This window comes from Cyanobium sp. HWJ4-Hawea (assembly GCF_024345815.1).
GTDB lineage: Bacteria > Cyanobacteriota > Cyanobacteriia > PCC-6307 > Cyanobiaceae > Cyanobium_A.
On sequence record NZ_JAGQBV010000015.1, the window covers coordinates 24,551 to 43,264 of the forward strand.

Consider the following 18,714-nt stretch of genomic DNA (forward strand, 5'->3'; position numbering starts at 1 on the left):
AAGGTTCATGCCCCGGTTGCGTCAGCTCACCGCCAAGCTTTCCCTGGGGATTTCGCTTGGCGCCCTGTGTGCCCTGGCCGGTTGCGCCGGCGACGGCGCTGGGATCGAAAGCCAGAAGCTGGCCACGATTAAGGGCCGCGGCACCCTGGTCTGTGGAGTGGATGGCAAGTTGCCCGGCTTCAGTTTTGTGGGGCCGGATGGCAGCTACAGCGGCCTTGATGTGGAGGTGTGTCGGGCCGTGGCCGCGGCGGTGCTGGCCGATCCAAACAAGGTGGAATACCGCGATCTCAACTCCAGTGAGCGGTTTGCGGCCCTCTCGAGCGGAGAGGTAGATCTCCTTTCGCGCAACACCACCCTGACCCTCAGCCGCGATGGTGCAGGCGGCAATGGCCTCAGCTTTGCCCCCACCGTTTTCTATGACGGCCAGGGGGTAATGGTGCCCGTGGCCAGTGGCATCAAGGGCCTCAAGGATCTGGCCGGCAAACCGATCTGCGTGGAGAGCGGCACCACCACCGAGCTCAACCTGGCCGATCGGATGCGGGAGATCAATGCCCCCTACACGCCGCTCAAATTCCAAACCGGCGACCAGACCTACTCCGCCTACCTGCAGGACCGCTGCGTGGCCGTCACCAGCGACCGCTCCCAGCTGGCCGCCAAGCGCACCAGTTTCCCCAACCCCGCTGGCCACACCCTGCTGCCCGAGGTGCTCAGTAAGGAGCCCCTCACCCCTGCCACCGTCAATGGCGATCCGGCCTGGGCCGATGCGGTGCGCTGGACGATCTATGCCCTGATGCAGGCAGAGGAATTGGGGATCACCCAGGCCAATTTGCAGGCCAAGTTGGCCGAGGCCAAGGCCAATCCCAACCTGGCGGACCTGCGCCGTTTCTTGGGTGTGGAGGGGGATTTCGGCAAGCAGCTGGTCCTGCCCGCCGATTTCGTTGTCAAGGTGATTGCCGCCGGCGGAAATTACGGCGAAATTTTTGAGCGAAGCGTGGGGGTGGGCTCCAGGCTCAAGCTGGAGAGGGGCCTTAACCGCCAGTGGAAAGACGGTGGCCTGATCTATTCGCCCCCCTTCCGTTGATGGGCCCAGCCCCGCTGCCGGCCGCGCCCCCCTGGTGGCGTAACCGAAGGCTGTTGCCCTGGCTAATCCAGGCCGGAGTGGGCCTGGTGGTGTTGGTGCTGGTGGCCTTTTTGGTGGGCAACCTGGTGCGCAACCTCACCGCAGCTGGCTTGCTTTTGAGCTGGAGCTGGCTGGATAACCCGGCCGGTTTCGACCTTGCCGAATCCTCCATTCCCTTTTCAGCTAGCCAGCCCTACTGGCTTGGCCTGGTGGCTGGCCTGGTGAACACCCTGAAGGTGGTGCTAGTGGGCCTGGTGGGTGCCACCCTGTTGGGCACCCTTTTGGGGGCAGCGGCCTTCAGCGGCAATGGCCTGCTGCGGCGCCTGGCCCGGATCTATGTGGAGCTGGTGCGCAACATTCCCCTGCTGTTGCAGCTGGTGTTTTGGTATTTCGTGGTCTTTTTGGCCTTGCCCAACGGGCTCCAGGCCTGGCAGTTGCCGGGGCTGGTGCTGGCTAAATCGGGCCTTTATCTGGCCTGGTTTGGCAAGGGTCTGGCCTGGCAAGCACCCCAGCTGGTGGATGGGGTTTGGCAGGCGCCGCTGCGGCTCACGGTGGAATTTGGGGCCCTGCTCACGGGCCTGGTAGTTTACACAGCGGCCTTCATTGCCGAGGTGGTGCGCGGGGGCATTGCTTCGGTGCCCCAAGGCCAGTGGGAGGCGGCGCGGGCCCTGGGCTTTTCACCCCAGCTCACCCTGGGGCGGATTGTGATGCCCCAGGCCCTGCGGGTGATCGTGCCTGGCCTCAATAGCCAATACATCTCCTTGGCCAAAAATTCTTCCCTGGCCGTGGCCGTTGGCTACACCGACCTCTATTCCGTGGCCGAAACCACCCTCAACCAAACCGGCAGGGCGGTGGAGGTGGTGCTGTTGCTACTCGGCTCTTACCTGGTGATTGACCTGCTGATCTCGGCGCTGATGAATGGCCTGAACCGGCTTGTGCAGTTGAGGGAACGCTGATGCAGGCCAGTGCTCCACCGCCGATGTTGAGCCCTGGTCCGTGGCAAAGGCTGCGCCGCGAGCTGTTTGGCAGCAAGCTCGACGGACTGATTTCCTTGGCCCTGTTTGCTGCCCTGCTGGCGGCGGGGGCGGGGCTATTGCGCTGGGCACTCACCCAGGCCCAGTGGGCCGTGATTCAAACCAACAGCACCCTGTTTGCGGTGGGCCGCTACCCGATTGAGCAGCAGTGGCGGCTGTGGCTGCTTACGGGCCTTTTGGCCGCCGCCGCCGGTTTGAGCTGGGGTCTGTTGCGGGGTGGGCCCAGGGCCCAGGCCAACCGCTGGCCGACCAACGACCGCCTGGCAGCAGGGTTTTTGGTTGCCCTGGCGGCCCTGCTGCCCCTGCTGCTGCAGCTCAGCTTGGCGATCCAGGCGCGCTGGTGGGCGATCACGGGCCTGCTGTTGGGGCTGCGCTGGGCCAGCGGCAATTGGGCCAGCGGCAATTGGGCCAGTGGCAAGCGGCCTGGCGAGCGGACCCTGCTGCTGCGCCTGTTCCCCCTGCTGTGGCCCCTGCTCTACCTGCTGGGGATGGTGTTGATCAGTGGCGGCCTGGGCCTGATGCCCGTGGCGCCCTCCAACTGGGGCGGCCTCCTGCTCACCCTGCTCGAAGCCAGCTTTGCCATCCTGATCTGCTTTCCCCTGGGGCTGCTGCTGGCCCTAGGGCGCCGCAGTGAATTGCCCCTGCTGAGCTGGGGCTCGGTGATCTATATCGAATTCATCCGTGGAGCACCCCTGATCACCCTGCTGTTTCTGGGCCAAAACATCCTGGGCTTTTTGCTGCCCGGGGGCCTGGCGCCAGATCGGGTTTGGCGGGCGGCCTGGGTGCTCACTTTCTTTGCGGCGGCCTATGTGGCCGAGGCCCTGCGCTCCGGCTTAAACGCGGTGCCCCGCGGCCAGTTGGAGGCGGCCCAGGCCCTAGGGCTGTCGATGCCCCAGGCCCTGCTGCAGGTGGTGATCCCCCAGGCGGTGCGGGTGGCCCTGCCCTCGGTGGTGGGCCAGTTCATCACCCTCCTCCAAGACACCACCTTGCTCTCCCTGATTGGCCTGCTTGATTTGCTAGGTACGGCTCGCACGGTGATGGCCAACCCGGCCTTCCTTGGCCGCAATGCCGAGGTTTATCTGGTGCTGGCGGTGCTGTTTTGGTGTTGCTGCGCCGCCCTGGGCCTGGGTAGCCGCGCCCTTGAAACCCGCCTTAATCCCAATTCCCCTCTGCGTTCTGCCCCATGAGCACCGATCCGATCGTTGAGGCCAGGGGTGTGCAGAAGTGGTACCCGAATGGCTTCCACGCCCTCAGGGGTGTGGACCTGACGGTCCATCGCGGTGAGGTGGTGGTGATCATGGGGCCCTCGGGTTCTGGCAAGAGCACCTTCCTGCGCACCTTTAATGCCCTTGAAGATTTCCAGCAGGGTTCGATCACGGTCGATGGCATGGCCATCGATGCCGACACCCGCAACATCGAGGCAATCCGCCGCGAGGTGGGGATGGTGTTTCAGCAGTTCAACCTGTTTCCCCACCTCAGCGTGCTGGAAAATCTCACCCTGGCGCCGGTGCTGGTGCGTAAGCGCCCGAAGGCCCAGGTGGAGCGAGAAGCCCTGGAGCTGTTGGAGCGGGTCGGCATTGCCGAGCAGGCCCATAAATTCCCCGGCCAGCTCTCGGGCGGTCAGCAACAGAGGGTGGCGATTGCCCGCTCGCTTTGCATGGAGCCCCGCCTGATGCTCTTTGATGAACCCACCAGTTCCCTCGATCCGGAAATGGTGCAGGAGGTGCTGGAGGTGATGCAGGAGCTGGCGGCGGAGGGGATGACGATGGTGGTCGTCACCCATGAGGTGCGCTTTGCCCGTCAGGTCGCCAGCCGGGTGGTGTTGATGGCGGAGGGAACCGTGGTGGAAATCGCACCGCCTGAGCAGTTCTTCTCCTGCCCATCGCACCCGCGCACCCAGCAATTTCTCCAACAGATCGCCTAACCCCACCTATGAACCGTCGTTTGCTTCGCTATCTCGCCTTCCCCTTGGTCATGTGCGGCTTCGGTCTGGCGGCCATATTGGGATTTCAGGGGTTGGAGGCGGCCTGGCTCACCTTGGTGTTGCTGCTGTTGGAGGTGTCGCTTTCCTTTGACAATGCCGTGGTTAATGCCCGGGTTCTGGACCGGCTAACCCCAGGCCAGCAGAGCTTCTTCCTCACCTGGGGCCTGGTTATTCCCGTCTTTGGCGTGCGCTTTCTGGGCCCATTGCTGATGGTGGCCATCGCCGGCCAGGTGGGTTTGGGTGAGGCCCTGGATGCGGCCCTGCGCCATCCCAACGAATACCGCGAACTGTTGGAAATTGCCGAGCCGCGGATCCTGGCCTTTGGGGGCATGTTTTTGCTGATGGTCTTTTTTCACTACTTTTTCGACGATGCCAAAACCCTCCACTGGTGGCAGGCCCTGGAAAGGCGCCTAAGTGCCGCCGGCCGCATCGAAGCCCTGGAGGTGGCCATCGCCCTGATCATTCTGGTGGCCTTGGTGTTTGTGGCTCCAGTTGGGCTGCGCGGCGATTTGATGGTCAGTGGGGTGTTGGGGGTGGTGCTGCAGCTACTCACCACCTCCCTGGCCGATGGCTTTGACTCGGGGCCCCAGATGGCAGTTCGCAGTGGCATCGCCAGCCTGATCTATCTGGAATTGCTGGATGCTTCCTTCAGCCTCGACGGCACGATCGGCGCCTTTGCGATCACCGACAACATTGGCCTGATCATGGTGGGTCTGGGCCTAGGCGCCCTGTTTATCCGCTCGCTCACCTTGATGCTCAGCCGGGAGCGGGCCCTCGACCACCTGATCTATCTCGAGCATGGAGCCCACTACGCCATTGGCGCCCTGGGCCTGGTGATGTTGGCTGGCATCCCCCTGGCCGCCCACCACATCCATGTGCCCGAGTGGCTTACGGGCTTGATCGGGGTGCTGCTGCTGGCTATTGCCCTTTGGGATTCCCTGCGTCAACGGAGGGCAAGCTCGTAAGGGCCTCCTGGCTGCCCATCACCACCATCAGCTCCCCCGTTTCCATCACGTGGGATGCCGGTGGATTGACGGTCAGGTTGTTGTCGGGGCCTACGGCCAGCACACTGACCCGAAAGTTTTTGCGCAGGTTGAGGTCCCGCAGGCTTTGGCCCACGAATTGCTGGGGCACCCGGATTTCCTCGATGCTGTTGTTGTCATCGAGCCTGAGGCGCTCGAGCAGGTTGGGGCGCACCAGCTCCTGACCAAGCCGTTGACCCTGCATTTGGGAAGGGAAGATCACCCGGTCGGCGCCGACCCGCTGGAGCATCCGCATGTGGATGTCGCTGGTGGCCCGGGCGATTACCTGTTTGACCTGGGAGTCGGCGCTGTCCTTGGCAATCAGGGTGGCGGTAACGCTGGCCTCGATCGGTTCGCTCATCGCCACCACCACAGTGGCCATGTCCAGTACCCCCGCGGCCCGCAGCGCCTCCTCGTCGGTGCAATCCACAACCCTGGCCTCGATTGCCGGCTGCCGCTGCCGCAGCTCATCGATGGCCCGCTGGTTGCTATCGATGGCCAGCACATCCGCTCCGGCCTGGATCAATTCCTGGCAGAGGGCCGAACCGAATCGACCCACGCCGATCACTGCAAATCCACCCCTGTAGGTGGAGTTGGCCGTTTGAAGTGGTTGCCACCAGGTGCCCATGGGTCGTTAGAGGTAGAGGTCTTCGCGGGGGTAGCCCATGCGGGGTTGGGGGCGGCTACCCAGGATGGCCGATAGCAGCAACAGGATCCCCATCCTGCCCACAAACATGCCCACCATCAGCACCAGTTGACCCCAGCGGTTCAGCTGGGCGGTGACCCCCAGGTCGAGGCCCACGGTGCCAAAGGCCGACATGCAGGTAAATAGTTTTTCGAGGAAGGAAAAGGCCTTCACCGAACTTTCACCCCCCGTGGTGGGGCCGAGGCCCAGCAGCAGGGTCATCAGCACCACAAAAACCAGGGAGGCCAGGGTGATGCCTACGGCCTTAAGCAGCAGGCTGTCGTCGAGGCGTCGCTTGCGGATGATCACTTCCTCCTTGCCTTCGAGGGTGGAGCGGGTGGCGCCGATCAAGACCGCCATGGTGGTGGTTTTGATCCCGCCGCCGGTGCCCCCAGGGCTGGCTCCGATGAACATCAGCACGATCATCAGCAGCAGGGCCGCATCCGAGAAGGTTTCGAGGGATAGGGGCACCGTGTTGAAACCAGCGGTGCGGGTGGTGATCGATTGGAACAGGGTGACCTGAAGGGCTGACCAAAAGGGCAGGGTTTGGATCACCCCATCACTGGCGAAGTGCTCGGTTATCAATAGGCCGATCGCACCCAGGCAAATCAGGATCAAGGTGCTGCGCACCACCAGACGGCTGTGCAGGCTGAATCGCTTGAACTGCAGTTTGAGCAGGCTTTTGCGGTTGCTCCAGAGTTCATTGGATACCCGCCAACCCAGGCCTCCCATCACTATCAAAGTGCCGATTACCCCGTTGACCCAGGGGTTGTCGCGGTAGTGCACCAGGTTGTCGCCCCAGAGGCCAAAGCCGGCGTTGTTGTAGGCGCTGATGCAGTGAAACAGCGCCGCCCAGAGCCTCTCGGCCGGATTGCGGATATCACTGAAACCGAAGGCATAGAGCAACACCGTGCCCATGCCCATAAAACAAAAGGCCGTCAGCAGGATGCGGTTAAAGGTGGGGCCGATGCCGCCCACGCCAAATTCATCGAGGGAGCGGCCCTTGTCGAGGCGATGGCGCAGGCCCGATTTGCCCTGCACGAAGCCCTGCAAAAAGGTGGTGATCGCCATCAGGCCCAAGCCCCCCGTGATGATCAATCCCGCCAGGATTCCCTGGCCAAACCAGGTGAGGTCGCGGCTCACATCAATGATTGAGAGGCCGGTCACGGTGATCGCCGAGGTCACGGTGAAGAGGGCTTCCCAGAGGCCCACGTCGTCGGTTGAGCAGGCCGGGCTAGCCAGAAGGATGGTGCCAAAGCCGATCACCAGCACACCGGTTACGGCGGTGAACTGGGGTACCGACAGCCGATGGCGCCATTGGTTTAACCCACCCAACAAGCTCGACATTTAATTCTTCAAATCCCCTTACTTTTCCCGGGCAGAACCCATTATCGCTGAGGGTTCGCTGTTCCCCGAGCCACGCACGACCGTGTAGAAGCCTCCAGCTAGCACCAGGCAAAACATCAGCAGGTAGGCCCAGGCTTTCTGGCGTGCCTGGGGCTGGCTATGAATTTCGTTGCGGGGATGGCCGCAATCTGTGCAGACCAACAGGGTTTGGCTAACCCCCACCTTGGTGACCATGCGACAGCCACATTTGGAACATGACATCGCCATAGGAGCGGATCAGCACCCTTACCCCAAACCTAGAAGCGCAGACGGGCAGCAAATGTTCACTGCAAACCAACTGGGCATCCGCCCAGGGGCTTACGATATTGAAACTCAATCTCAATAAGCCCGCGGCGATGCGAAAGCAGGCTCACCTGGCGGATTTGGCCCCGGGCCATTCCGCCACCATCAATGCCATTGAGGCAACCGCTGGCCTGCGCCACCGCCTCGAGGCCATGGGCCTGAGCCAGGGCAAGCAGGTGCTGATGCTGCGGCGCGGCTGGTGGTCGGGGCCCCTGCATGTGCGGGTCGGCATGACCGAGCTGATGTTGCGCCGCCGGGATGCGGCCTGCGTGGGCCTCGAACCGCAGCCGGCCCTGCCATGACCACGATTGCGGTGTTGGGCATGCCCAACACGGGAAAATCCACCCTCTTCAACCAGCTCACCGGCAGCCACGCCCATATCGGCAATTGGCCTGGGATCACGGTGGATTTAATGCAGGCCAGCCTGGAGCTGCAGGGCCAGAGCGCCCAGCTGGTGGATCTGCCAGGCATCTACGACCTGCGGGGCCATTCGGAAGATGAGGCGGTGGTGCGCCGCTTCCTTGAAGCCACCCCCTTGGACCTGGTGGTGCTGGTGCTCAATGCCAGCCAGCTGGATCGCCAATTGCGCCTGGCGATCCAGGTGCAGCGGCTGGGGCTACCGGCATTGGTGCTGCTGAACATGGCCGATGAGGCCCGTCGCTTTGGGGTCTCGATAGATCTGGGCGCCCTCTCCCGGGAGCTGGAGATGCCGGTGCTGCTGGTCAGCGCCAAACACCGGCGCGGGCTGGGGGAGGCCCGCCACGCCATGGTCAAATTGCTGGCGGCTGGGTGCGAGCACGGGAATGGCGAGCGCAGTGGCGATCGGGGTGATCAAAAGCCCCTGGCCCAACTGGAAAACTGCCTCGAGCTGGGCGATGCCGGCCTCCAGGCCCAAATCAGCCACCTGCTTGGGCTGGCGGTGACCCTGCCGCCCCAATGGCGGGACCGGCTCAGTCGACGGCTGGATGGGGTTCTGCTCCATCCCCTGTTTGGTCTGCCCCTCTTTTTCCTGGTGATGGCCCTGATGTTTCAGGCCATCTATGCGGTGGGGGTGCCCTTGCAGGAGGGCTTGGGCTCACTCCTAGATGCCTTTGGCAAAGGGGTGATCGCCCCATTGATTGGGGGCTTGCCGGTCTTTTTGCAGGGTTTCCTGCTCGAGGGGCTCTACCAGGGCATTGGCACGGTGAGCGCCTTTTTGCCCGTGATCTTTCTCTTCTTCCTGGCCATGGGCGTGGTGGAAGACAGCGGCTATCTCTCTCGAGCCGCCTACCTAATGGATGCCTTTATGGAGCGGCTTGGCCTCGACGGCCGCTCCTTCGTGCTCTCGCTGATGGGCTTTGGCTGCAATGTGCCGGCGATCCTGGGCACCCGGGTGATGCGTGATCGGGGCCTGCGGCTGCTTTCGATGCTGATTATTCCCTTCTCGCTCTGCTCGGCGCGCCTGAACGTCTTTTTGTTCATGGCCTCGGTGTTTTTTGCACCCAGGGTTGGGGCCCTGGTGATTTTTGGCCTCTATGTGATCAGTTTTGCTGCGGCGATTCTCACGGCCCTGATTTTTAAGGGCCGCTTCAACAGCTGTGAGCCCCTGGTGTTGGAGTTGCCGCCCTATCGCTTCCCCACCCTGCGCCAGATGTTTTCGCGGGCGTGGCTTGAGGTGCGCCACTTCTGGTTTTGGGCTAGGCGCTTCATCATTTTTGGTGTGATTGCGGTGTGGCTGCTAAACAACCTGCCCTTTGGGGTGGAGCCCGCCTCAGCTGAGTCATTTTCCGGTTTGATGGGTAGGGCCCTGATGCCAATTCTGGGGCCGATAGGCATCAATCCCAAGCTGGCCGGTGCCCTGGTGTTTGGCTTTATTGCCAAGGAGATTGTGCTGGGAGGTTTGGCGGTGATCTACAGCCAGGCCGATCCAATTGCCCTTGGCAATGCGATTGCGGCTGATGTCACCTGGGTTCAAGCGATTAGTTTTATGTTGTTTACCCTGCTCTATACCCCTTGCCTGTCAACGGTGGCGGTGATTCGAAGTGAATCAAAGAGTGCCAAATTCACCACATTTTCTGTGCTGTGGTCGCTGCTATTGGCCTGGGGCACCAGCTTTGCCTTCGTGCAGGGGGCGCGGCTGATGGGCTGGAGCTAGCCATCACCATTTCTTGTTGATCCCATAGGCAGCTCGATTGCCCAAAAGTCGCCAGTTGTGGGCCATTGGTCCCTATGGTTCGCGGCCACCCTTTCTTATCTGATCGATGACCGCTGCCTTCTTGCAGACGGCCTGGTTGGTGCCGCTGTACCCCCTTTTGGCAGCGGTGTTATCGCTGCTCTGGTCGCCAGGGCTAATCACCCGCACGGGCCCCCGCCCCTGCGGCTACATCAACCTTTCGATGGTGCTAGTGGCCTTTGGCCACAGCGTGCTTGCCCTAATTGCGCTGCATACCAATTCGGCGGCGGGGGCTGAGGCTGTTTACGCTCCAATCCGCTTTGGCTGGGTGTGGCTTTCAACGGCTGGATTGCGCCTGGGCTTCGATGGCCTGATCACCGAGCCTGCCCTGATCGCGATGACCGTGATCACGGGCCTGCATGTGCTCACCCAGATCTATGCGATTGGCTATCTGGAAATGGACTGGGGTTGGCCCCGATTCTTTGGTTGTCTCAGCTTTTTTGAGGCAGGTTTGTGCGCCCTGGTGCTCACGGACTCGCTGTTTTTTAGCTATGTGTTGCTGGAGCTCCTAACCCTGGGCACCTACCTGGTGGTGGGCACCTGGTTCAACCAGTCCTTGGTGGTGAAAGGGGCCCGCGATGCCTTCCTCACAAAGCGAATTGGCGATTTGGTTTTGCTGGCCGGCCTGGTGGCGCTGCTGCCCGTAACCGGTAGCTGGAACTTCCACGATTTGGCTGACTGGGCCCAGGGTTACCAGCAGGCCCACGGGGAAGGGGCGGCCCTGCCCTGGAGCCTCAGCTTGATCCTGTTGGCCCTGGTGGCGGGCCCCCTTGGAAAGTGCGCCCAAATCCCCCTGCACCTCTGGCTGGATGAGGCGATGGAAAGCCCCCTGCCCTCCACGGTGTTGCGCAATTCCGTGGTGGTCTTGGGCGGAGCCTGGGTGCTGCTGCGCCTCCAGCCCCTGCTGGCCCTGAGCCCCCTGGTGCAGATCGTTTTGGTGGCCGTGGGCGGATCCACGGCGGTGGTCGCCTCCCTGATTGCCTTGGCCCAAACCGATGTGAAGCGGGCCCTTTCCTTTTTGGTGAGCAGCTGGCTGGGCCTGCTGTTTGTGGCGGTGGGCCTGGGCGGCACGGCGGTGGCAGACCACCTGTTGCTGGTCTATCCGTTGCCGATGGCCCTGTTGCTGATGGCCGTGGGCACAGTGGTGATCAGCAATGTCAGCCAAGACCTCACCCAGCTGGGCGGTCTCTGGAGCCGGCGCCCCCTGATGGGGCTGGCCTTCCTGACCGGCGCCGCCGGCCTGATGGGCCTACCCCCCTTTGGTGGTTTTGCGGCCCTGCGCGAATTGCTCGTGCTCACCCAGGCCAGTGCCCAGCCCTGGCTGCTGGGGGGCCTGGTACTGCTGACCAACGCCCTGATCAGTGCAGGTTTGATTCGGGTCTTTTGCCTGATCTGGGGCGGGGATCCCAAGCCTTTCACGGTTCGCTCGGCCGAGGTGCTTTGGCTGATGGCACTCCCTACCACCCTGTTGATGGGCCTAGTGCTGCACCTGCCCCCCCTGTTGAGCCTCAACGGTGTCTTCGCGGGCGGCCCCCTGCTGGGCTGGGGCCCCCTGGGCTGGCCGCTGGTGGTCACAACCTTGGTGGGTGGTGGATCTTCGGCCTTTTTCTATCTCAGGCCCCACCCCCTGGCCCACCTGCCCTCTGCCCTGGGGGGCCTCCAGGATTGGCTTTCGGCCGACATGCAAACCGAGCGCTTCTACCAGCGCACCGTGGTGGGCTTGGTGGTGTCCCTGGCCCGTTGGAGTGCCTGGTCGGATGAGCGGCTGGTGGATGGCTTCAGTGGCCAGGCGGGAGCTTCGGCGATGGCCAGTGCCAGGCGCCTAAGCCTCACCACATCGGGTAGGTCCCAGGCCTATGCCCTTTCCCTGGTGGTTGGGGTGCTGTTGATGGCCACCTGGTTGTTGGCCCGCACCAGCTTTGTTTCTCTCGCTGGGGTGAATTGATGAACCCGCTGCTCCTATTGCTTTTATTGGCCTTCCCCCTGCTGGGCGGCATCGCCATTCCCCTTTTGGCACCGGCCTGGGCCCGGCCTGCGGCCCTGGCGGCGGCGGCCGCGCAATTGGCCACGGCGATCGCCTGTGCCATCGGCTTGTCTGGGGCTGAACTGAACTTCAGCCAGGCCTGGTTGCCGCGGCTGGGGCTCTCCCTCGACCTGGGCCTGGATGGCCTTTCTTTGCCCTTGGTGCTGCTCACCGCCCTGCTCACGGCCATGGCGGTGCTTTCCAGCCCGGTAGATCAGGGACGGCCGCAGCTCTATTTCGCCCTGATGTTGGCCACCAACCTGGGGCTGGTGGGTGCATTTTTGGCCCGCAACGCCCTGCTATTTGTGATCGCCTATGAGCTGATCTTGATCCCCACCACCCTGCTGGTGGCCACCTATGGCGGCGAGAAGCGGGCGGGGGCAGCGATTCGCTTCCTCACCTATGGGGCCGTTTCCGGCGTGGCGCTGGTGGCTGCCGTGCTTGCCCTTGGCTGGAGCCAGGCCGGTGGCCCCAGCTTTGCCTTCGCGGATCTGGCCGCCATCACCCACGGGGAAAGCCCCCTGGCTCTCGGCACCCAGCGCTGGATCATGGCCCTGGTGCTGCTGGCCTTTGGCCTGAAGCTCCCCGTGGTGCCCCTGCATGGCTGGCAGCCAGCCACCTACAGCCAGGCCCCCACGCCGGTGGCGATGTTGATGAGTGGCGCCGTTTCCAAGCTGGGGGCCTATGGCCTGCTGCGTTTTGGCCTGGAGTTTCTGCCCGAAACCTGGCAGGCCTGGTCGCCTTGGATTGCCGCAGTGGGGGCAATCACCGCCATCTACGGAGCCCTCAACGCCATTTCCCAGCTCGACATGCGGCGGCTGGTGGCCTACAGCTCCCTGAGCCACATGGGCTTTTTGGTGCTGGCCCTGGCGGCGGCCACCCCCTTGAGCCTCCAGGGCGTGGTGGCCCAGATGTTGGCCCATGGTCTGATCATTGCCCTGCTCTTCTCCCTGGTGGGGTTGATCGAGCGCAAGACAGGCACCACCGCCATTCCGGAGCTCTCAGGTTTGCTCAATCCCCAGCGCGGTTTGCCCTTCACCCTGGGCCTGATGCTGTTGGCCCTGATGGCCGCGGCTGGTGTGCCTGGCTTGGCGGGGTTTGTGGCCGAACTGCTGGTTTTCGAAGGCAGTTGGTCGACCTTTCCCCTGCCCACCCTCACCTGCCTGGCCGCTTCGGTGCTCACGGCCGTTTACGCGGTGCGCCTGTTCAACCGGGTGGGCTTTGGTCGACTCGACAGCGACCGGGCCGATTGGGCCAGCACCACCTGGGTTGAACGCCTGCCTTCCCTAACCCTTACAGCTGCTGTGTTGCTGGCCGGTATTTGGCCCACCGCACTGACTGGCTGGAGTGAAACCGCCACGGCGGCCCTGGCTTTGCATTCCCAACCGTTCTTGTAAACCCACATCCATACCCCTAACAGCCATGCCCCCAACCCCCATTCCCGCCTCAACCCACCCCTTTGCCGAGGTGATTCACCGCTTGGAGGCGGGCGGTTCGATGCTGCCGGATACGCCTGAAAATCTCCAACAAATCATCGGCATATACAAGGCCTATGCGGTGCCGATGGATTTCTATTGGCGTGATTTGCTCTACATCGCCGAGAAGGTTTTCCTAAATCCCCTACCTGCCTTTAAGTATTTCATCTCCCAGAAGTATCTGGACCTACCCAATAGCTATGCGGGCGACCAATCCCAGCTGCGCATATGGCGCGGTGGTGAAAAGGCCCATCCAGAGCTGCTGGCCTTCATGGATAAGGGCGAAACCAAGGCGATGCCAAAACTGCTGCATCACCTTTGGCACGACCGGGTCAACATGGAGTTTGCGGAGGCCTGCATGCAGGCCATGTTTTGGCACCAGGGCATGGGTGGCCGATTCAACGACTATCTAGATAGTGAGGCCTATAGGGCCAATGCCGACCGGGCCATCAAAGCCTATTTCAAGGGCAATCCCTTGATGCTTGGTCTCCATAGGCTTTTTCCGGAAATGTTTATGGAGAAGGTGCGACAACTTTCTTTTTACGCCAATTTGGGATTGTTCTGGGAGGTGATGGCGCCGGTTTTCTTTGAAATGAGTGACCTCTACGACGAAGGCAAGCTAACAAGCGTGCCCGAGGCCATGGATTTTCTGGTAAATGGCATTTTTGCAGTGGCCGGCAGGCCCATCTATCACCATGTATTCATTGGTAGTGAATGTTTTGAAATCATCCCCAAGAGTGAGGGTTTTACCTGGCTCTATGAGGCTGCCCTTCCCTACGTGGAGGCGGTTTTCTATCGCACTTCCCCCTTCAGGGGTACCAAGAGCTACAACGCCCAGGCGGGGCAGGTTCCAGCCGATCAGGCGGATTTCCACTACGGAATTTTGTATGCAGATGTCTATCCGGTGGGTTCGGCCGGAATCCCACCGACCCTGCTAATGCAGGACATGCTCCATTTTCTGCCCCCCTACCTGAAGGAGCTCTATGGCCAGCATCGGCGGGGGGAGGGGGATCAGCTGGTGCAGCTGGGCATTACCTTCCAGCGCTCGATGTACAACGTGACCTCGGCCGTAATCCAGGCCCTGCGGGCCGCCCTTTTCTATCCCTTGGATGATTCCGATCCCGAGCACTTGATGGCTAACCGTCGCTTTTTTGAGGCCCAAATGGATCGTTTCCTGCGGCCAGAAGCTCGCCTCACTGATATCCAAAGCCAAGATTATCGCTAGCTCTTAAATCCCAACTTCCCATGGCCACCATTCTCGAGACCGCTAAGGGTGCAGGTGTTTTTAATACTTTGCTTGCAGCCGTGGATGCGGCGGGGCTTCGCTCTGCCCTAGAGGGCCCTGGGCCCTTCACGGTGTTTGCTCCCGTGGATGATGCCTTTGCGGCCCTGCCCCCGGGCACGGTGCAAACCCTGGTGGACAACCCACCCCAGCTGGCCCGAATTCTCAAATACCACGTGTTGTCCGGGGCCTTTAAGCGGGCCGAAATTGTGGCCCAGGCCGAATGGACCAGCCTCGAGGGAGCCCCAATTCCGATCCGTCGCGGTAGCGCTGGCGATGAACCCTTTGAGATCAAAAATGCCACCGTGCTCACGGCCGACATCGCCTGCGAAAACGGCGTGGTGCACGTGATTGATCGGGTTATCTTGCCGGGCTAAATCCAGGCCGTTTGGCCCTGTTAGGGCAGCTGGCTGATGGCCCATTCCAGGGCGCCGTAGCACTGCTGCAGTTGGCTGTCGCTGATCCCCAGGGGTGGCAGCAGATACACCACATTCCCGAGGGGCCTGAGGAATACCCCCTTCTCCAGGCAAAGCCGCTGGATCAGGCGCCCCACCGGGTTTAGGTAGCTGTTGGCTCCCGATTCCAGTTCAAAGGCGGCCATGGTGCCCAGGCAGCGCACCCGAGCCACCTGGCCATGGCGGCTTAGTTGCTCCAGTTGGGGAATGTGGCGGGCCTCAAATTGCTGGAAGCGCTCCGGATTTTGCTGGAGTAAATCGAGGCTGGCCAGGGCTGCGGCGCAACCGAGGGGGTTGGCGGTGAAGCTATGGCCGTGAAAAAAGGTGTGGCTGGGGTTTTCGCTAATGAAGCCCTGGTAGAGCCGCTCACTGGCCATGGTTGCCCCCATCGGCAGGAACCCCCCGGTGAGCCCCTTGGAGAGGGCCATTAGGTCGGGCTGGAGGGCAGCCCTCTGGCTGGCAAATAGGGAGCCGGTGCGGCCAAAGCCCGCCATTACCTCATCGGCAATTAGTAGGGCACCACTGGCTTTTAGGAGCTTTTGCACCTCCCTTAGGAAGCTGGCGCGCACCATGCGCATGCCGGAGGCCCCCTGGATCAGGGGTTCCACGATCAGGGCCGCCGTGGGGGTTTGCAGGGCGATCTCAAGCTGGCGCAGGGATTCGGCCTCGCGCTGCTCGAGGTTTTCGTCACCCCAATGGGTGTGGGGCCAGGGGATTCGCGCTACATCAAATAGGAGGGCGTCGTAGGGGTCGGTGAAGATCGAGCGGTCACCCAGGGCCATCGCCCCGAAGGTGTCGCCGTGGTATGCCCCCTCAAAGGCGATCAACTGGCGCCGGTCGCTGCCCTGGTTGCGCCACCACTGCCAGGCGATCTTGAGGGCCACCTCCACGGCGGTGGAGCCGTTGTCGGAGAAGAACAGCCGGCCCAGCCCGGTGAGGGCGGCCAGGCGGGTGGCCAGCTGCTCGGCCGGGCCATGGCTGAAGTTGGCGAAGATCACCTGCTCCAGCTCCAGGGCCTGGCGGCCGATGGCGGCGGCGATGCTCGGTTCGGCGTGGCCGTGCAGGGTCACCCACCAGCTGCTGATCGCATCGATCAGGCGACGGCCGTCTTCCAGTTCCAGTAGGCAGCCCCTAGCCCCCAATACCCGCAGGGGTTCGGGGGCCACCGCCACCTGGGTGGTGGGGTGCCAGAGGTGGGGATGCCAGCTCATCGACTCAGGCTTCTAGGTGATCGGGTGATGCCCACCAGTACGGCGGCGCCGAAGCGGTTGTCATTACTACAGGTATTGGTTGGCGATGAACAATAGGCAGTGCCGCCCAGGGTTAGGGCATCGGTCTCCGGGCCGTTCCCCCTCCCCAACTGGCGCCGCCCCTCACCCATAAAGCTGGGAATTGTGTGATGTTGATGTTCCCCATTCCCCCGCTTCTCTTGGAGTTCAGTTCCCACCAGCTCGAGGTGGCGGAGACCCTGATTCAGGTGGGCCGCTTTGTGGTGATCTTCATTGCCGCCCGGGCCATTGCCGAGGTGATGGTGCGGCTGCAGCTGCCCACGATCCTGGGGGAGCTGGTGGCCGGCGTGTTGATCGGCGTCTCGGGCCTGCACCTGATTGTGCCGCCGGAAACCCAGGCCCAGATTGGTGCGGGAGTTGCCGGGCTGTTGGCCTCCTTAGCCGAGATCAGCCCGGATGCGGTGCGGGAGATCTATGCCGAAACCTTCCCAAACCTGCAGTCGGTTTCCCTTTTGGGGCTGTATGCCCTGCTGTTTTTGACTGGCCTGGAAAGCGAGCTGGATGAATTGGTGGCCGTGGGCGTGCAGGCCACCACGGTGGCCGTGGCCGGGGTGGTGCTGCCCTTTGTGCTGGGTACGGCCGGCCTCTACTTCCTATTCCATGTGCCGCTGATCCCTGCGGTGTTTGCGGGGGCTGCCATGACGGCCACCTCAATCGGGATCACCGCCAGTGTGTTTGGTGAGCTCAAGTGGCTCAAGCGCCGTGAGGGCCAAATCGTGATCGGCGCTGCCGTGCTCGACGACATCATCGGCATCGTGATCCTGGCGGTGGTGGTTGCGATCGTGGGTGGGGGGGCCTTCAGCGTGGGTCCGGTGCTGAAGCTTTGCCTGGTGGCGGTGGCGTTTGTGGCCGTAGCCCTGGTGCTGAGTCGTAAGGCAGCCCCGGCCTTCGACTGGCTGGTGGACCAGCTCAAGGCCCCAGGTGATGTGGCGGTGGCGAGCTTTCTCGTGCTCACCCTCTGCTGTTTTGTTGCCCAGGCGATAGGCCTGGAGGCGGCCCTGGGGGCATTTGCCGCCGGCCTGATCCTCAGCGCCTCCAAGCACTCCCACGACATTGACGCCGCCGTAAAGCCCCTGGTGGCCCTGTTTGCCACCGTCTTTTTCGTGCTGATCGGCACCGGCCTAGATCTGTCGGTGCTCAATCCCCTCGATCCGGCCAACCGTGAGGGCCTGATCGTGGCGGCCTTCCTGCTTTTGGTGGCGATTGCCGGCAAGGTGGCCGCTGGCTGGAGTTACTTGAGTGCCGAACCCACCAATCGACTCGTGGTGGGACTGGGGATGATGCCCCGCGGCGAAGTGGGTCTGATCTTTTTGGGCCTGGGTAGCCAGGCTGGGATTCTTACCCCTGCCCTGGAGGCTGCGATTTTGTTGATGGTGATCGGCACCACCTTCCTGGCTCCAATCCTGTTGAGGCTTGTGATCCCAGCCGAGACTTAGTGCAGAATTGAACCGAAACAGAGCCCATCTATGGCCTACGGCTTGAGTTTGGTTGAGATCGTGGTGGGGATCCTGCTGCTATTTGGCGGCGGCGAGCTGTTTGTGGCGGGATCCGTAGCCATTTCCCTGCTGCTGGGGATCCCCCAGATCGTGATTGGTCTGACGGTGGTGTCGCTTGGCACCAGTGCCCCCGAGCTGTTTGTAAGCCTTATTTCCACCCTCCAGGGCGGCAGCGGCGGCGATGCCCTGGCCGTTAGCAACATTGTGGGCTCCAATATTTTCAACGTGCTGGTGGTGTTGGGGGTCAGTGCCCTGGTGATGCCCCTGCGGGTCAAGAGTCGCCTGGTAAGGCGGGATGTGCCCTTGCTGTTGGGGGTTTCGATGTTCACCTGGGGAATGGCATCCGGGGGACGGCTCACCTGGCAAGCCGGCCTGGCCCTACTCACGGGCACGGTGCTGAACCTGCTGTGGGAAATGCGCAGCGCCAAGGAGGAGCCCGCCGAGGTGCAGGAGGAATTTGAAAACGAAGGCCAGGCTTCTGCCCCCGTGGCGGCCATCAAGTTGGCGGCGGGATTGGGGCTGCTGATCTGGGGCTCCCAACTGCTGGTGAAAGGGGCCACCGCTGCAGCCCTCGGGCTGGGGGTAAGTGAAACCGTTATCGGTCTGACGATCGTGGCAGCGGGCACCTCGATGCCAGAGCTGGTGACCTCCGTGGTGGCGGCCTATCGGGGCAAGGCGGATTTGGCGATCGGCAACGTGGTCGGCAGCAATCTGCTCAACCAATTAGTGATCTTGGGGATTTGCGCCACCGTTTCCGGGACCCGCGGGCTGGGGGTTGATCCCCTAATGGTGGCTAGGGATTTTCCGATCATGGTGCTCACCACCCTGGTCTGCGTGCCAATTTTCTGGAGTGGTGGCGTGATCACCAGGCTGGAAGGCGGTCTGCTCTTGGGGCTCTATGGCCTCTATCTGGTGGAGCAATTGGTGCTGAATATGCTCCCCGCGGCA

The 18,714-nt window shown here is 62.4% G+C and carries 17 protein-coding genes; 13 read left to right on the forward strand and 4 right to left on the reverse strand.

The features are described from left to right. The first annotated feature begins 7 nt into the window (after positions 1–7). The 5 genes from KBY58_RS05170 to KBY58_RS05190 are packed head-to-tail and all read left to right on the forward strand — an operon-like array spanning position 8 to position 5,103. Positions 8–1,081, forward strand: coding sequence for an amino acid ABC transporter substrate-binding protein (locus KBY58_RS05170; RefSeq protein WP_255003282.1), 1,074 nt, complete (start codon positions 8–10; stop codon positions 1,079–1,081). Continuing rightward, positions 1,081–2,076: an ABC transporter permease subunit gene (locus KBY58_RS05175; RefSeq protein WP_254933659.1), complete on the forward strand. Its 996-nt coding sequence runs from the start codon at positions 1,081–1,083 to the stop codon at positions 2,074–2,076. Before KBY58_RS05170 ends, KBY58_RS05175 begins: the two co-directional genes overlap by 1 nt. Next, positions 2,076–3,341 carry an amino acid ABC transporter permease gene (locus tag KBY58_RS05180; protein ID WP_255003283.1) on the forward strand — a complete coding sequence of 422 codons (1,266 nt, stop codon included), beginning with the start codon at positions 2,076–2,078 and terminating at the stop codon, positions 3,339–3,341. The genes KBY58_RS05175 and KBY58_RS05180 overlap by 1 nt, the downstream gene beginning before the upstream one ends. Continuing rightward, positions 3,338–4,078, forward strand: a complete 741-nt coding sequence (locus KBY58_RS05185) for an amino acid ABC transporter ATP-binding protein (protein ID WP_261346204.1) — start codon at positions 3,338–3,340, stop codon at positions 4,076–4,078. The genes KBY58_RS05180 and KBY58_RS05185 overlap by 4 nt, the downstream gene beginning before the upstream one ends. Before the next feature lie 8 nt (positions 4,079–4,086). After that, entirely contained in the window at positions 4,087–5,103 is a 1,017-nt protein-coding gene (locus KBY58_RS05190) for a DUF475 domain-containing protein (RefSeq protein ID WP_255003284.1), read from the forward strand. Here the strand turns inward: KBY58_RS05190 and KBY58_RS05195 are convergent. The 3 genes from KBY58_RS05195 to KBY58_RS05205 are packed head-to-tail and all read right to left on the reverse strand — an operon-like array spanning position 5,057 to position 7,453. After that, positions 5,057–5,788, reverse strand: coding sequence for a potassium channel family protein (locus KBY58_RS05195; RefSeq protein WP_254933656.1), 732 nt, complete (start codon positions 5,786–5,788; stop codon positions 5,057–5,059). The two genes, KBY58_RS05190 and KBY58_RS05195, sit on opposite strands and share 47 nt — an antisense overlap. 6 nt (positions 5,789–5,794) lie before the next feature. Next, positions 5,795–7,192: a TrkH family potassium uptake protein gene (locus KBY58_RS05200; protein ID WP_255003285.1), complete on the reverse strand. Its 1,398-nt coding sequence runs from the start codon at positions 7,190–7,192 to the stop codon at positions 5,795–5,797. An 18-nt stretch (positions 7,193–7,210) separates the two neighbouring features. Further along, positions 7,211–7,453: a hypothetical protein gene (locus KBY58_RS05205; protein WP_255003286.1), complete on the reverse strand. Its 243-nt coding sequence runs from the start codon at positions 7,451–7,453 to the stop codon at positions 7,211–7,213. A 134-nt stretch (positions 7,454–7,587) separates the two neighbouring features. Here KBY58_RS05205 and KBY58_RS05210 point away from each other — a divergent pair, with 134 nt between their 5' ends. From KBY58_RS05210 to KBY58_RS05235, 6 genes are all read left to right on the forward strand, one after another. Continuing rightward, entirely contained in the window at positions 7,588–7,836 is a 249-nt protein-coding gene (locus tag KBY58_RS05210) for a ferrous iron transport protein A (protein WP_254933654.1), read from the forward strand. Next, a complete protein-coding gene (feoB, locus tag KBY58_RS05215; RefSeq protein WP_255003287.1) occupies positions 7,833–9,668 on the forward strand; it encodes a ferrous iron transport protein B in 1,836 nt (611 codons plus the stop codon). Before KBY58_RS05210 ends, feoB begins: the two co-directional genes overlap by 4 nt. Positions 9,669–9,774: 106 nt before the next feature. Continuing rightward, entirely contained in the window at positions 9,775–11,691 is a 1,917-nt protein-coding gene (locus KBY58_RS05220; protein ID WP_255003288.1) for an NAD(P)H-quinone oxidoreductase subunit F, read from the forward strand. Next, a complete protein-coding gene (locus KBY58_RS05225; protein ID WP_255003289.1) occupies positions 11,691–13,166 on the forward strand; it encodes an NADH-quinone oxidoreductase subunit M in 1,476 nt (491 codons plus the stop codon). The genes KBY58_RS05220 and KBY58_RS05225 overlap by 1 nt, the downstream gene beginning before the upstream one ends. A 25-nt stretch (positions 13,167–13,191) precedes the next feature. Further along, a complete protein-coding gene (locus KBY58_RS05230) occupies positions 13,192–14,469 on the forward strand; it encodes a CO2 hydration protein (RefSeq protein ID WP_255003290.1) in 1,278 nt (425 codons plus the stop codon). A gap of 20 nt (positions 14,470–14,489) precedes the next feature. Then, a complete protein-coding gene (locus KBY58_RS05235) occupies positions 14,490–14,903 on the forward strand; it encodes a fasciclin domain-containing protein (protein WP_255003291.1) in 414 nt (137 codons plus the stop codon). A gap of 20 nt (positions 14,904–14,923) precedes the next feature. Here the strand turns inward: KBY58_RS05235 and bioA are convergent, their stop codons facing one another. After that, complete coding sequence (gene bioA / locus KBY58_RS05240) at positions 14,924–16,192, reverse strand: adenosylmethionine--8-amino-7-oxononanoate transaminase (RefSeq protein ID WP_255003292.1); 1,269 nt, start codon at positions 16,190–16,192, stop codon at positions 14,924–14,926. Between the two features lie 194 nt (positions 16,193–16,386). On the opposite strand from bioA, the gene KBY58_RS05245 reads away from it, so the two are divergent. Both KBY58_RS05245 and KBY58_RS05250 read left to right on the forward strand, forming a co-directional pair. Beyond that, positions 16,387–17,706 (forward strand): cation:proton antiporter, encoded by a 1,320-nt coding sequence (locus KBY58_RS05245; protein WP_255003293.1) that lies wholly within the window; start codon positions 16,387–16,389, stop codon positions 17,704–17,706. 30 nt (positions 17,707–17,736) lie between these two features. Further along, the coding region (locus KBY58_RS05250; protein WP_255003294.1) for a calcium/sodium antiporter at positions 17,737–18,714 on the forward strand (978 nt) is incomplete at its 3' end.

Excerpts from the sequence above, each read along its gene's own strand:
- KBY58_RS05170 (WP_255003282.1), top strand. The coding sequence starts at position 8 with ATGCCCCGGTTGCGTCAGCTCACCGCCAAGCTTTCCCTGGGGATTTCG.
- KBY58_RS05175 (WP_254933659.1), top strand. The coding sequence starts at position 1,081 with ATGGGCCCAGCCCCGCTGCCGGCCGCGCCCCCCTGGTGGCGTAACCGA.
- KBY58_RS05180 (WP_255003283.1), top strand. The coding sequence starts at position 2,076 with ATGCAGGCCAGTGCTCCACCGCCGATGTTGAGCCCTGGTCCGTGGCAA.
- KBY58_RS05185 (WP_261346204.1), top strand. The coding sequence starts at position 3,338 with ATGAGCACCGATCCGATCGTTGAGGCCAGGGGTGTGCAGAAGTGGTAC.
- KBY58_RS05190 (WP_255003284.1), top strand. The coding sequence starts at position 4,087 with ATGAACCGTCGTTTGCTTCGCTATCTCGCCTTCCCCTTGGTCATGTGC.
- KBY58_RS05195 (WP_254933656.1), bottom strand. The coding sequence starts at position 5,788 with ATGGGCACCTGGTGGCAACCACTTCAAACGGCCAACTCCACCTACAGG.
- KBY58_RS05200 (WP_255003285.1), bottom strand. The coding sequence starts at position 7,192 with ATGTCGAGCTTGTTGGGTGGGTTAAACCAATGGCGCCATCGGCTGTCG.
- KBY58_RS05205 (WP_255003286.1), bottom strand. The coding sequence starts at position 7,453 with ATGTCATGTTCCAAATGTGGCTGTCGCATGGTCACCAAGGTGGGGGTT.
- KBY58_RS05210 (WP_254933654.1), top strand. The coding sequence starts at position 7,588 with ATGCGAAAGCAGGCTCACCTGGCGGATTTGGCCCCGGGCCATTCCGCC.
- feoB (WP_255003287.1), top strand. The coding sequence starts at position 7,833 with ATGACCACGATTGCGGTGTTGGGCATGCCCAACACGGGAAAATCCACC.
- KBY58_RS05220 (WP_255003288.1), top strand. The coding sequence starts at position 9,775 with ATGACCGCTGCCTTCTTGCAGACGGCCTGGTTGGTGCCGCTGTACCCC.
- KBY58_RS05225 (WP_255003289.1), top strand. The coding sequence starts at position 11,691 with ATGAACCCGCTGCTCCTATTGCTTTTATTGGCCTTCCCCCTGCTGGGC.
- KBY58_RS05230 (WP_255003290.1), top strand. The coding sequence starts at position 13,192 with ATGCCCCCAACCCCCATTCCCGCCTCAACCCACCCCTTTGCCGAGGTG.
- KBY58_RS05235 (WP_255003291.1), top strand. The coding sequence starts at position 14,490 with ATGGCCACCATTCTCGAGACCGCTAAGGGTGCAGGTGTTTTTAATACT.
- bioA (WP_255003292.1), bottom strand. The coding sequence starts at position 16,192 with ATGAGCTGGCATCCCCACCTCTGGCACCCCACCACCCAGGTGGCGGTG.
- KBY58_RS05245 (WP_255003293.1), top strand. The coding sequence starts at position 16,387 with ATGTTCCCCATTCCCCCGCTTCTCTTGGAGTTCAGTTCCCACCAGCTC.